Genomic DNA, 12,773 nt, shown 5'->3' on the forward strand with positions numbered 1-12,773 from the left:
GCGAGCATGAGCGAGGAGATCCGCAAGGGCCTGGTGGGCGTCGTCGCCGACACCACCGCCATCTCCAAGGTGAACCCGGAGAGCAACTCCCTGCTCTACCGCGGCTACCCGGTCCAGGAGCTGGCCGAGCACTGCACCTTCGAGGAGGTGGCCCACCTCCTGTGGCACGGCGAGCTGCCCACCGAGCTCGAGCGGGCCGCCTTCGAGGGGGAGGGACGCGCGCAGCGGGCGCTGGCGGACCGGGTCCGGGCCGCCGTCGACCTCGTCCCGACGACGGCGCACCCGATGGACGTCCTGCGCACCGCCGTCAGCGTCATCGGCGCCGCCGACCGGCACGCCGAGGACCGGCGCACCGACGTCGGCAAGGCCGTGGGCCTGCTCAGCCAGATCCCCGCCGTCGTCGCCTACGACCAGCGCCGGCGGCGCGGGCAGGAACTCGTCGAGCCGCGCGCCGACCTCGGCTTCATCGAGAACTTCCTCCACATGACCTTCGGGGAGGTGCCCGACCCCGTCGTCGTCGACGCCTTCCGGGTCTCCCTCATCCTCTACGCCGAGCACTCCTTCAACGCCTCGACCTTCACCGCCCGGGTCATCACCTCGACCGGCGCGGACCTGTACTCCGCCGTCGTCGGTGCGATCGGGGCGCTCAAGGGGCCGCTGCACGGCGGGGCCAACGAGGCCGTCATGGCGGTCCTCGAGGAGATCGGCGACGCCTCGCGCGTGGACGCCTGGCTCGACGAGGCCCTCGCCGCCAGGCGCAAGGTCATGGGCTTCGGCCACCGGGTCTACAAGCGCGGCGACTCCCGGGTGCCGACGATGAAGGCCGCCCTGGACCGGCTCGTCGAGCACACCGGCCGGCAGGACCTCATGCGGCTCTACGACGCCCTCGAGGCCGCGATGGTCGAGCGCACCGGCATCCGGCCCAACCTCGACTACCCCTCCGGGCCCGCCTACCACCTCATGGGCTTCGACACCGCGACCTTCACGCCGCTGTTCGTCGCCGCGCGGGTGACGGGCTGGGCCGCGCACATCATCGAGCAGGCCGCCGACAACGCCCTCATCCGCCCCCTGTCCGCCTACAGCGGCCCCGAGGAGCGACACGTGGGACGCCGCACCTGACGGACGGTCCCGCCCCCGCGCCGGCCCAGGTGGCAGGATCGGAGGGTGACCGACCTCGCCAGCGACCAGCGCACCGACCTCGTCGACTCCCTGCGCCGGGCCGTCGACGGCGAGGTGCACGACGACTCCCTCCACCGCGGGCTGTACTCCACCGACGCGTCGAACTACCGGGTGGTCCCCGACGTCGTCGTCATGCCGCGCGACGTCGACGACGCCCGTGCCGCCCTCGACACCGCGCGGCGCCTCGGCGTCCCGGTCACCACCCGCGGCGGCGGCACCTCGATCGCCGGCAACTCCATCGGCCCGGGCGTCGTCATCGACTTCTCCCGCCACGTCAACCGCATCCTCGAGCTCGACCCCGAGGCGCGCACCGCGCGCTTGGAGCCCGGCGTCGTCATGTCCGACCTCCAGCGCGCCGCCAAGCCGCACGGCCTGCGCTTCGGCCCGGACCCCTCGACCCAGAACCGCGCCACCTTCGGCGGCATGATCGGCAACAACGCCTGCGGCCCGCACGCCGTGGCCTACGGCCGCACTGCGGACAACGTCTCGAGCCTCGACGTCGTCGACGGCACCGGCCGCTCCTTCACCGCCGGGCGCGGCAGCCTCGACGCCGTCCCGGGCCTCGACGCGCTCGTCCGGGCCAACCTCGCGAGCATCCGCACCGAGCTCGGCCGCTTCAAGCGGCAGGTCTCCGGCTACAGCCTCGAGCACCTGCTGCCCGAGAACGGCGCCGACCTCGCCAAGATGCTCGTCGGCACCGAGGGCACCCTCGTCACCGTCCTCGGCGCCACCGTCGACCTCGTTCCGCTGCCCAGCGCGCCGGTCCTCGTGGCCCTCGGCTACCCCGACATGGCCTCCGCGGCGGACGCGGTGCCCGCGCTGCTCGCCCACGGGCCGCTCGCCGTCGAGGGCATCGACGCGCGGCTCGTCGACATCGTCCGGCAGCACCACGGCCCACAGGCGGTCCCCGAGCTGCCCCGGGGTGCCGGCTGGCTCCTCGTCGAGGTCGGTGGGCAGGACGCCGACGACGCCCTCGAGCGGGCTCGCCGCCTCGCCGCGGACGGCGGGACCGACGCCGTCGCCGTCGTCCCGGCCGGCCCGCAGGCCGACGCGCTGTGGCGCATCCGTGCCGACGGCGCGGGCCTGGGCGGGCGCACCCCGTCCGGGGCGCAGGGGTGGCCGGGCTGGGAGGACGCCGCCGTCCCGCCGGAGAAGCTCGGCGCCTACCTGCGCGACTTCGAGGCGCTCATGGCCGACCACGGCGTCGACGGCCTCCTCTACGGGCACTTCGGCGACGGCTGCATGCACGTGCGCATCGACCTGCCGCTCGAGACGCCGGCCGGCATCAAGCCGTCCCGCGACTTCCTCGTCGCCTCCGCCGAGCTCGTCACCTCCTACGGCGGCTCGCTGTCCGGTGAGCACGGGGACGGGCGCGCGCGCAGCGAGCTGCTCCCGCTCATGTACAGCGAGGGCGTCATCGACCTCTTCGGGCAGGTCAAGACCCTCTTCGACCCCGCCGAGCACCTCAACCCCGGCGTCCTCGTGCGCCCGCGCCCGCTCGACGCGGACCTGCGCCGCCCGCACGCCCGGCCGCTGCTGCCCGTGGCCGGCGGCTTCACCTTCCACGAGGACGGTGGGGACATGAGCCGCGCCGTCCACCGCTGCACCGGTGTGGGCAAGTGCCGCGCGGACACCTCCGCCGCCGGTGGCTTCATGTGCCCGTCCTACCGGGCCACGCGCGAGGAGAAGGACGTCACGCGCGGGCGTGCCCGCATACTCCAGGAGCTCGCCAACGGCTCCCTCGTCACCGACGTGCGCAGCCCCGCCGTCCACGAGTCCCTCGACCTGTGCCTCTCGTGCAAGGCCTGCTCGAGCGACTGCCCGGCCGGGGTCGACATGGCGCGCTACAAGTCCGAGGTGCTCCACCGCAGCTACCGGCGCCGGCTGCGCCCGGTCAACCACTACGCCCTGGGCTGGCTGCCGCGCTGGGCCGGGCTCGTCACCCGCGTGCCCGCCGTGGCGCGCCTGGTCAACGCCGTCCTCGGGGTGCGCCCGGTGGCCAAGGCCGTCATGCGCGCCGGCGGCATGGACACCCGGCGCCAGATGGTGAGCTTCGCGACCGAGCGCTTCTCCCGCTGGGTGCGGCGGCAGGACCGGTCCGGCAGCAGCGGGCGCCGCGTGCTGCTGTGGGCCGACTCCTTCTCCGAGACGCTCGACGGCGCCGGGGCGCGGGCCATGGTGCGCGTGCTGCGGGACGCCGGCTACGAGGTCGTCGTCCCCGAGGAGCAGGCCTGCTGTGGCCTCACCTGGATCTCCACCGGCCAGCTCGACGGCGCCCGCCGCCAGCTCGAGCGCACGATGGCGGTCCTCGCGCCCTTCGCCGCCAACGGCGTGCCGATCGTCGGCGTCGAGCCCTCGTGCACCGGCGTGCTGCGCGACGACCTCCTCGACCTCTTCCCCGAGGACCCCCGCGCCCGGATGATCGCCGAGAGCACCCACACCCTGGCCGAGCTCCTCACCGCCCCCGCGCCGCTCGGCCCCGGTGATGACTGGCAGCCGCCGTCCCTCGAGGGCGTCGAGGTCGTGGCCCAGCCGCACTGCCACCACCACTCGGTCATGGGCTGGGAGGCCGACGCCGCGATCCTCGCGCGCGCCGGCGCGCAGGTCACCCGGCTCGCCGGCTGCTGCGGGCTGGCGGGGAACTTCGGCATGGAGAGGGGCCACTACGACGTCTCGGTCCAGGTCGCCGAGAACGCCCTGCTGCCGGCGCTGCGGGAGGCGGGCCCCGAGGCGGTCTACCTCGCCGACGGCTACTCCTGCCGGACGCAGGCCAGCCAGCTCGCGGGCCGGCAGGGCATCCACCTCGCCCAGCTCCTCGCCGGGGAGCGGCGCTGAGAACCGTCCTTTAGGTGGGCCCCAGGGTCCTGGACGGGACCGCGTGGCATGAGAGGATGTCTGCGGTCCACACGGTGCGAGAGTTCAGGTCGAGTATGCCGCTGTTCGAGTTCGAGGCCGGCCAGCTGATCCCGGCCCAGGTCGGTCATGCCGTCACCGGGCCTGTCGAGCCCGAGGTCCTCGACGCGGTGCGCGCCCAGGTCCTCGAGATGCTGCGGCTGCCCGTCTTCCCCGTCACCTGGCAGGACGACGACGGCGCCCCGCGCCTCACCGCCATGGACCCGGCCGGCCACGTCGTCAGCGTCGAGGTCCTCGAGCGCCTCGACGCCCGCGCCCTCGTCGCCGCCCTCGGGCGGGCCGGCCGCTCGGGGGAGCGCGGGTGGATCGACGTCGCCCGCAGCTACCCGAACGGCGTTGGCGCCTTCCGGCGCGACTGGAACGCCTTCCGCGAGTCGCAGCCGGTGGGCACCGTCGTCGCCGCGCGGGTGCACGTCGTCGCCGCGCAGATCGACGACGACGCCCGCCAGGCGCTCGACGCGCTCGCCGGCGCCGGGGTGGTCGTCCACGAGCTCGCCGTCCGGGCAATGTCGAGCGGGCGGCTCTTCCTCGACGTCAACGAGGTGAGCGTGCCCGTCGCGCCGCTGCCCTGGCTGCTGCCCGGCCGCACGGTCGCCGCCCTGGAGCAGCCGGCCGCGCCCGAGGCCCTCGAGGAGGCCCAGCGGCCGCTGCCCTCGCGGCGCAGCCGCCGCCGCCACGCCACGGCGGAGCCGGCGCCCGCCGCGCCCTCGCCGCAGGAGGCGGCGCAGCAGCCGGCGGATGCGCCGCTGGAGGACCTGGTCGGCATCGGCCAGATGCTCGGCGACCAGGCACCCCTCGTCTGGGTGCTCGGCGAGCACAGCGCGGAGGCGACCCTGCAGCCCGACGGGTGGATCGTCGTCGACGGCCGCCCCTTCGCGGCTCCGGAGGCCGCGACCGGTGCCGTCGCCGGGGCGGACGCCGCCCCGCAGGCCTGGGACGGCTGGCGCTTCGGTGCCGAGGGCCCCAGCCTGCGCGAGGCGCGCGAGGAGCTGTACGCGCACCGGGAGCGGGCGCGCCGCCGGGCCGAGGGGCCCGGGCTCAGGCGGCGGCGTAGGCGCGCAGCCAGCGAGTGAGCTCGCGGTAGGCCTCGTCGCGGACGGCCTTCGGGGAGAGCAGGACGTCATGGACGGCGTCGCGTACCCGGGCCACGGTGACGAGCGGTCCCAGGCCGAGCGCGCGGCGGGCGGTGAGCTCGGCGTCGATGACGGTGTCGGCGCTGCGCATCTGCTCCGACCACCGGGTGGCGAACAGCGACTTGTCCGACACGAGCACGAGCACCGGACAGGTGATGTCGAGGCCGGCGGCCACCTGGGTGTGGCCGGCGAGGACGGCGGCCAGCCAGCCCGGCCGGATCGGGGCGCTGGGGTCCGTGCGCCACGCGGGCTCGATGGGCCAGCCGGTGTGGGCGGGGTCCGTCAGCTCCTCGGGGCTGAGCTCGGGCAGCGCGTCGTCGCCCTCCGCGTCCCCGGCGCGCCCGGCGAGGATGCGGCTGTAGAAGCCGAGGTCCCGCAGCGGCAGGGCCGCCGTGGGCTGGTAGCGGGCGAGGGTCTCGATGACCGGCTGGCCCAGGGTGCGCAGGATCCACGAGCCCTGCAGCTCGAGCCACGGGGCGTTGAGGACGAGGGCGCGCAGGGCGCCGGGGTGCCGGTGGGCCCACAGCGCGGCGGTGAGGCCGCCGGTCGAGTGGCCCATGAGCACGACGTCGCCGAGGTCGGGGTGCTCGGCGCGAATGAGATCGCGGGCCGCGTGGATCTCCTCGTCGTAGGTCGACAGCGACTCGACGTAGCCGCGCAGCTGCCCGGGCCGCAGGCTGCGGCCGTAGCGGCGCAGGTCGAGGGCGTAGAACGCGGCACCCACCTCGGCGCAGCGGCGGGCGAGCTCGCGCTGGTGGAAGTAGTCGTTCCAGCCGTGCAGGTGGAGCATGACGAAGCGCGGCGGCGTGGGCGCCGGTCCCTCGGGGTCGTCCTCCGGCCGGTAGCGCACGACCGTCGCGACGACCGGGCCGTCCTCGTCGGGCAGCAGCTCGACCGTGCGGGCGGTGAAGCCGTCCCCGAGGACGTCCGGGCCCCAGTGGTCCACCGGCGCGACCGGCAGGTCCGCCAGGGCGGCGTCGGGGTCGTAGACGTCCTCCTCCGGGCCGGGCTCGGCAACGGGGGCGGCGTCGGCGTCCTCGCGCGGGGCGCGCAGGAAGGGGATGCTGGGCACCTGCCCATGGTCGCCCGGACGGGCGCCCGGTGCACGTGTCAGGACCGGGCGACCTGCCTGAGGAAGCCGCCGAGGTGGCGGGTCACCTGCTCGTGCTCGATGAGGAAGCCGTCGTGGCCGTACGGGGAGCGCAGGTAGCGCACGGGCCCCGACCCGGGGATGCCGGCCGCGACCCGCTCGGACTCGTGGGGCAGGAACAGGCGGTCGGAGTCGACGGCGATGACGAGCGTGTCCGCCGTGACCTCCGCGAGGGCCGCCTCGACCCCGCCACGGTCCCGGCCGACGTCGTGGGTGAGCATCGAGCGGGTGAGGGCCAGGTAGCTGTTGGCGTCGAAGCGGGCGGCGAGCTTGGTCCCGTGGTGGTCGAGGTAGGACTGGACGGCGAAGCGGCCGCCGAGCATCGGGTCCTCCGCGTGCTGGTGGAGGCGACCGAAACGGCTCTCCAGCTCCTCGGCGCTGCGGTAGGTCGTGTGCGCGATGCGCCGGGCGAGGGCGAGGCCGGCGTGCGGGCCCTGCCCGGGCGGGGCGTCGTAGTAGTCGCCTCCCCGGAAGTTCGGGTCGAGCTCGATCGCGGCGATCTGCGCGTGCGCCCACGCGATCTGGTCCGCCGTCGTCTGCGCACCGGAGGCGATGACGGCGGCCGAGCGGACGCGGTCGGGGACGCTGACCGCCCACTCGAGCACGCGGTGCCCGCCCATGGAGGCGCCGACGACGTGCGCCCACTGCCCGATGCCCAGCCGGTCGCTCAGCTCGACCTCCGCCGCGACCTGGTCGCGGACGGTGATGCTGGGGAAGCGGCTGCCCCACGGGGTGCCGTCCGGGGCGGGGGAGGCGGGGCCGGTGGAGCCCTGGCAGCCGCCGAGGGCGTTGACGGCGACGACGAACCACCGGTCGGTGTCGATCGCCCGGCCCGGGCCGACGACGGCCGACCACCAACCGGGGCTCGGGTGCCCGGGGCCCGCCGGGCCGGTGACGTGCGTGTCCCCGGTGAGGGCGTGGCAGACGAGCACGGCGTTGTCGCGCGCGGCGTTGAGCTCGCCCCAGGTCTGGTAGGCGAGGGTCACCGCGGGCAGGCGCCCGCCGGCCTCGAGGTGGAGGGCGCCGATGTCGAGGAAGCGGCGCTGCCCGGCGCCGTGCTCGGGGCGCCACGCGCCGGTCGCGGGCAGGGCGCCGGCCTCCAGGCGCGCCCGCGCGCGGTGGGCGGCGTGCTGGCCGCCCACCGCGCGCTGACAGCTCTCGGGGGACACGGCGCTACTCGCCCGCCACCGCCGCGGTGGCCTGGGAGACGGCCGCGGCGGCGCGCAGCCCGGTGCGCAGGTCGGCGAGGATGTCGTCGATGTGCTCGAGGCCGACGGCGAGGCGCACCAGGCCCGGGCCGACGCCCGCGGCGGTGAGGGCCGCCTCGTCGAGCTGGGAGTGGGTCGTGGACGCCGGGTGGATGACGAGGGAGCGGACGTCGCCGATGTTGGCGACGTTGGAGTGCAGCTCGAGGGCGTCGACGAAGGCGATGCCTGCCTCGTAGCCACCGGCCAGCTCGAAGGTGATGACCGCGCCGGCGCCCTTGGGGGCGTAGTGGCGGGCGCGCTCGTACCAGGGGGAGGAGGGCAGCCCGGCGTAGCCGACGCGCGTCACCTGGTCCTCCTGCTCGAGGAACTCGGCCACCCGCTGGGCGTTGGCCACGTGCCGCTCCATGCGCAGCGAGAGCGTCTCGATGCCCTGGGCGATGAGGAAGGCGTTGAAGGGGGAGACGGAGGCGCCGATGTCGCGGAGCAGCTGCACGCGGGCCTTGAGGATGAAGGCGGGGGCGCCGAGGTCCTTGAAGACGAGCCCGTTGTAGCTGGGGTCCGGGGTGTTGTAGTTCGGGAACTTCTGCGGGTCCGCCGACCAGTCGAAGCGGCCGCCGTCGACGATGACGCCCGCGATCGAGGTGCCGTGCCCGCCGAGGTACTTCGTCGCCGAGTGGACGACGACGTCCGCGCCGTGCTCGAGCGGCCGGATGAGGTAGGGCGTGGCGACGGTGTTGTCGACGACGAGCGGCACGCCGTTCTCGTGCGCGATGGTGGCGACGGTCTCGATGTCGAGGACGTCCTGCTTGGGGTTGGGGATCGTCTCGGCGAAGAAGAGCTTGGTGTTCGGCTGCACGGCGTCGCGCCAGGCCTGGGCGTCGTCGGGGTCGGTGACGAACGTCGTCGTGATCCCCAGCTTCGGCAGCGTGTGGCGCAGGAGGTTGTAGGTGCCGCCGTAGAGGCTGGGGCTGGCGACGACGTGGTCACCGGCCTCGGCGATGTTGAGGATCGCGAAAGTCTCCGCGGCCTGCCCGGAGGCGACGAGCAGGGCGCCGACGCCACCCTCGAGCGCGGCGATGCGGTTCTCCACCGCCTCCTGCGTCGGGTTGGTGATGCGCGTGTAGATCGGGCCGAGCTCGGCGAGCGCGAAGCGCTTGGCGGCCTGGTCGGCGCTGTCGAAGACGAAGGAGGTCGTCTGGTAGATGGGCAGGGCCCGCGCGCCGGTGGCGGGGTCGGCCTGCTGGCCGGCGTGGATCTGCTTGGTCTCGAAGGACCAGGTGGACTCGGTCATGTCACTTCTCCAGGGTCAGAGGGAGCGGGGGCGAGCCGGCTCCCTGCCGTCACGCCGTCCCGCGGAGGGGGCGGGGGCGCACGGCGGGCCTGGCGCCGACGTCGGCGGGCATGGCAGCGGTGCGCAGCGTCACGTGCACATTCGTCGGCTCATGACGGCGAGCCTAGGAACGCCGTCCGGCGCTGAGAAGACGCGTCTCGCGCAACGGACCCGCCCCCGGTGCGCTGTCCACCACGTGGACGCCTCTGGACGTCAGCCGGATTGTCCGGTTCCTCGCCTGGACGACTCCCTCCCTCCGGAAGGTCCGGCTGTCGGCGGACAGGGCGGGTGCCTCGAAATGACAACGGTGTTACTCATGTGACTGCTGTGACTGGTGTTTTCTTCTGAGGTTTGACGCGCTAGCGTGGTCCCGGCGCCGTACCCGGTGCTGCGTGTGAAGGCCGCCTCAGGGGCGGCGAAGGAGGAGCTGTGGGCTGGTTCGACCGTCGGCGTCAGGCAGCGGTGTCCGTCGCCGTACTCGTGCTCACCAGCGGCGTGCTCGTCAGCTCGGCCACGGCCGAGCCGCCGAGTGAGGAGGAGATCGCCGCCGCCCGCGAGGCCGAGGGCAGGACCGCCTCGAGCATCGCCGAGCTCGAGGTCGAGCTCGCCAGCCTCGCCACGCAGCTCGAGGACGCGACGATCCGCGCCCAGCAGGCCAACGAGGACTACCTCGGTGCGCAGGAGGCGCTCGCCGAGGCAACCGCTGCCGCCGAGGAGGCCCGCGAGGCGGCCGAGACCGCCCAGCTGGAGGTCGAGGAGCAGCGCGCCCAGATCGGCCGCATCGCCATGGCCGCCTACCGCTCCGGCCCCGGTGCGCTCGGCCCCATCGAGCCGCTCCTGTCGGCCGACAGCTTCGAGAACGCCATGAAGCGCGCGACGACCACCGAGCGCATGGGCACCCGCTCCGACGAGGCGCTGCAGCGCTTCCAGGCGACCGAGCTCGTCGCCGCCGCCTTCCAGCGCCGGGCCGACGAGGCCGCCGCCGCGCAGGAGGAGGCCACGACGGCGCTCGCCGCGGCCGCCGAGGAGGCCCGTGACGCGGCCGCCGGCGCCGAGACCCAGCTCGCGCTCTCCGCCGACCGCCGCGAGGGCCTCATCGCCCAGCTCGCCGAGCAGCGCGGGACGACGGCGGAGCTCGAGCGGGAGCGGCAGGACGCCCAGGACGAGGAGCGTCGTCGCCGCCAGGCGGAGGTCGCTCGCGCCGCGGCCCTCGAGGCCGCCCGCGAGGAGGAGGCCGCCTCCCGGGACAACGACCGCCCGTCGGCGCCCGCCCAGCCCGCACGCCCCGCGCCGGCCCCGCAGCCGGCCGCGCCCGCGCCCCAGCCGTCGCGTCCCGCGCCCGAGCCCTCGCGCCCGGCCCCGGCACCTGCTCCTGCTCCCGCGCCCGCTCCGGCACCCGCGCCGGCCCCGGCGCCCGCCCCCGCACCGCCGTCGTCGTCGGGTGCGCGCGCCGCCCTCGACTGGGCCCGCACGCAGCTGGGCAAGCCCTACGTGTGGGGCGCGGCAGGGCCCAACGGCTACGACTGCTCGGGACTGACGCAGACCGCCTTCGCCAACGCGGGGATCTCCCTGCCGCGCACCACCAAGGCGCAGTACGCGGCCACCAGCCGGGTCCCCGTCGACCAGCTGCAGCCCGGCGACCTCATCTTCTACTCGAACAACGGCGCCGCCTCGGGCATCTACCACGTGGCGATCTACGCCGGGAACGGCATGCGCCTGCACGCGCCGTCGCCGGGCAAGACCGTCGAGCTCGTCCCGATGTACTGGCCCAACGTCCTGCCCTACGGCGGGCGGGTCTGAGCTACTCGGCCTGACCCGGCCCGTGCGGGTCGGCGTGCTCGTAGTAGCCGGCGTCCTTGGCGCGCTGGAAGGAGCGGCGGATCTCCTCCTCCGCCTCCTCGCGGCCCACCCAGTGCGCACCCTCGACGGACTTGCCGGGCTCGAGGTCCTTGTAGACCTCGAAGAAGTGCTGGATCTCGAGGCGGTGGAACTCGCTGACGTCCTCGATGTCCGTGCGCCACGACGCGCGCTGGTCACCGGTGGGCACGCACAGCACCTTGTCGTCACCGCCCGCCTCGTCGCGCATGCGGAACATCCCCAGGGCGCGGCAGCGGATGAGGCAGCCGGGGAAGGTCGGCTCCTCGAGGAGGACGAGCGCGTCGAGCGGGTCGCCGTCCTCACCGAGGGTGTCCTCGATGAAGCCGTAGTCGTCGGGGTAGCGGGTGGAGGTGAAGAGCATCCGGTCCAGGCGGATGCGTCCCGTCTCGTGATCCACCTCGTACTTGTTGCGGTTCCCCTTGGGGATCTCGATCGTGACGTCGAACTCCACTGCCTGACCTCTTCTCATTACCGTCTCGGGCCCACCGGGGTGCGGGCCGGACGTCCTGCACGTCTGTACGGGGCACTAGTCTGGACCACGAGGACACAGATCGCGGCCACGGCGTGGCCCAGGAGGGTGGCGGCGGGGTGGCGTCGAGCAGGAAGCGGCGGGTCACCGCCTCCGTCACCGTCGCGTCGCTGCTCCTCCTCGCGGGTGGCTACGCGGCCGCCGACGCTGCCGACCTCGTCCCCGGCGTCCTCACGACGGCGGCGCCCGTCCCCGAGCCTGCACCCTTCCCGCAGCCCACGGCCGAGCCCGCCGCCCCGCTCGTCGCGGCCCTCGACCCGCAGGCGCCGCTGCCGTCCGCGTCGGCGCTCACCGCGCTGAGCGAGGAGCTCGTCGCCGACGTCCGGACCGGGGGCGACGTCGGCGTCGTCGTCGAGGACGCGCTCACCGGGCAGGTGCTCGTCGACATCGGCGGCTCCCAGCCCCGCACCCCCGCCTCCTCCGTCAAGCTGCTCCCCGCCGTCGCCGCCCTCGACGCCCTCGGCCCGGACCACGTCCTGCGCACGACGGCGGTGGCCGGGGAGGGTGGTCAGGTCGTCCTCGTCGGCGGCGGGGACATCCTCCTCACCGACGGCGAGGCCCAGGTCGGCGAGGTGGTGGGCCACGCCTCGCTGCGCGACCTCGCCGCGCAGGTCGCCGCGGAGCTCGCCGGGCAGCCGGTGAGCGTGGCGGTCGACGACTCGCTGTTCAGCGGCCCGCTGTACGCCCCGGGGTGGGGCGGCATCGACCTCGACTTCGTCATGCCGATCCAGCCGCTGGCCGTGCGGGCCGGGCTGGCCCCGAGCGGCGACTACCGGGCGGACCCGGCCCTCGCGGCCGGCGCCGCCTTCGCGGACGCGCTGCGGGCCGAGGGGCTGGAGGTCGGCGGGGAGGTGACCCGCGCCGCCGCCCCGGCCGGGGCCACCGAGCTGGGTGCCGTCGAGTCGGCGCCCCTGCGCGACGTCGTGGCCTACATGCTGGAGGTCTCGGAGAACTCCGTCGCCGAGGTGCTCTCCCGGCTGGTGGCCGTCGCCGACGGCGAGGAGCCCACCTTCGCCGGAGCCGCCCGCGCCGTCGTCGCGCGGGTGGAAGCGCTGGGGGTCGAGACCGGCGCCGTCACCCTCGCCGACACCTCCGGCCTGCTCGTGGAGAACCAGGTCCCGGCCCGGGTGCTCGCCGACGTGCTCACCCTCGCCCTCGAGCGGCCCGAGCTACGAGGCGCGGCCACCGGGCTCCCGGTCGCTGGGCTCGAGGGCACGCTCCGCTCCCGCATGCCGGGCGCCGCGGCCGGGGTGCTACGCGCCAAGACCGGCACCCTGACGACGGCGGTCAGCCTCACCGGGCTGGTCCAGGACGTCCGCGGCCGGCTGCTCGTCTTCTCGGTCGTCGCCGACGAGCTGGAGACCGGCGGCGTCGGCCCCGCGCGGGCGGCCGTCGACGAGTGGGCGGCGCAGGTCACCGCCTGCGAGTGCGGCTAGCGAGGGGCGAGCCCGCG

9 protein-coding genes are annotated in these 12,773 nt (G+C 75.0%); 5 read left to right on the top strand and 4 right to left on the bottom strand.

The annotated features are described in order from the left end of the window. Positions 1-6 precede the first annotated feature (6 nt). The 3 genes from AA0005_RS03320 (at position 7) to AA0005_RS03330 (ending at position 5,165) form a co-directional block, all read left to right on the top strand. A complete protein-coding gene (locus AA0005_RS03320; RefSeq protein WP_413452008.1) occupies positions 7-1,119 on the top strand; it encodes a bifunctional 2-methylcitrate synthase/citrate synthase in 1,113 nt (370 codons plus the stop codon). Between the two features lie 45 nt (positions 1,120-1,164). Further along, positions 1,165-4,014: an FAD-binding and (Fe-S)-binding domain-containing protein gene (locus AA0005_RS03325; protein ID WP_413452009.1), complete on the top strand. Its 2,850-nt coding sequence runs from the start codon at positions 1,165-1,167 to the stop codon at positions 4,012-4,014. Positions 4,015-4,109: 95 nt separating this feature from the next. Beyond that, complete coding sequence (locus AA0005_RS03330) at positions 4,110-5,165, top strand: hypothetical protein (RefSeq protein ID WP_413452010.1); 1,056 nt, start codon at positions 4,110-4,112, stop codon at positions 5,163-5,165. On the opposite strand, the gene AA0005_RS03335 is transcribed toward AA0005_RS03330, so the two are convergent. The 3 genes from AA0005_RS03335 to AA0005_RS03345 all read right to left on the bottom strand — a co-directional run bounded on the left by AA0005_RS03335 (position 5,131) and on the right by AA0005_RS03345 (position 8,874). After that, positions 5,131-6,297 (bottom strand): alpha/beta hydrolase, encoded by a 1,167-nt coding sequence (locus AA0005_RS03335; RefSeq protein WP_413452011.1) that lies wholly within the window; start codon positions 6,295-6,297, stop codon positions 5,131-5,133. The genes AA0005_RS03330 and AA0005_RS03335 overlap by 35 nt on opposite strands. A gap of 38 nt (positions 6,298-6,335) precedes the next feature. Next, positions 6,336-7,478 (bottom strand): homoserine O-acetyltransferase MetX, encoded by a 1,143-nt coding sequence (gene metX / locus AA0005_RS03340; RefSeq protein ID WP_413453055.1) that lies wholly within the window; start codon positions 7,476-7,478, stop codon positions 6,336-6,338. A 70-nt stretch (positions 7,479-7,548) separates the two neighbouring features. Continuing rightward, the gene (locus AA0005_RS03345) at positions 7,549-8,874 is read right to left on the bottom strand and encodes a bifunctional o-acetylhomoserine/o-acetylserine sulfhydrylase (RefSeq protein WP_413452012.1); all 1,326 of its coding nucleotides are present in this window, start codon (positions 8,872-8,874) and stop codon (positions 7,549-7,551) included. Between the two features lie 468 nt (positions 8,875-9,342). Between AA0005_RS03345 and AA0005_RS03350 the strand changes: the two genes are divergently transcribed. Then, positions 9,343-10,713 carry a C40 family peptidase gene (locus AA0005_RS03350; protein ID WP_413452013.1) on the top strand — a complete coding sequence of 457 codons (1,371 nt, stop codon included), beginning with the start codon at positions 9,343-9,345 and terminating at the stop codon, positions 10,711-10,713. A gap of 1 nt (position 10,714) precedes the next feature. Here the strand turns inward: AA0005_RS03350 and AA0005_RS03355 are convergent, their stop codons facing one another. After that, positions 10,715-11,242 carry an inorganic diphosphatase gene (locus tag AA0005_RS03355; protein ID WP_413452014.1) on the bottom strand — a complete coding sequence of 176 codons (528 nt, stop codon included), beginning with the start codon at positions 11,240-11,242 and terminating at the stop codon, positions 10,715-10,717. Positions 11,243-11,379: 137 nt separating this feature from the next. Here AA0005_RS03355 and dacB point away from each other — a divergent pair, with 137 nt between their 5' ends. Then, a complete protein-coding gene (gene dacB, locus AA0005_RS03360; protein WP_413452015.1) occupies positions 11,380-12,756 on the top strand; it encodes a D-alanyl-D-alanine carboxypeptidase/D-alanyl-D-alanine-endopeptidase in 1,377 nt (458 codons plus the stop codon). Positions 12,757-12,773: the final 17 nt, after the last annotated feature.

This window comes from Georgenia phoenicis (assembly GCF_047302425.1).
In the GTDB taxonomy this organism is placed as follows: Bacteria; Actinomycetota; Actinomycetes; order Actinomycetales; family Actinomycetaceae; genus Oceanitalea.

Coding starts and splice junctions, on each gene's coding strand:
- AA0005_RS03320 (WP_413452008.1), top strand. CDS start 7: ATGAGCGAGGAGATCCGCAAGGGCCTGGTGGGCGTCGTCGCCGACACC.
- AA0005_RS03330 (WP_413452010.1), top strand. CDS start 4,110: ATGCCGCTGTTCGAGTTCGAGGCCGGCCAGCTGATCCCGGCCCAGGTC.
- AA0005_RS03345 (WP_413452012.1), bottom strand. CDS start 8,874: ATGACCGAGTCCACCTGGTCCTTCGAGACCAAGCAGATCCACGCCGGC.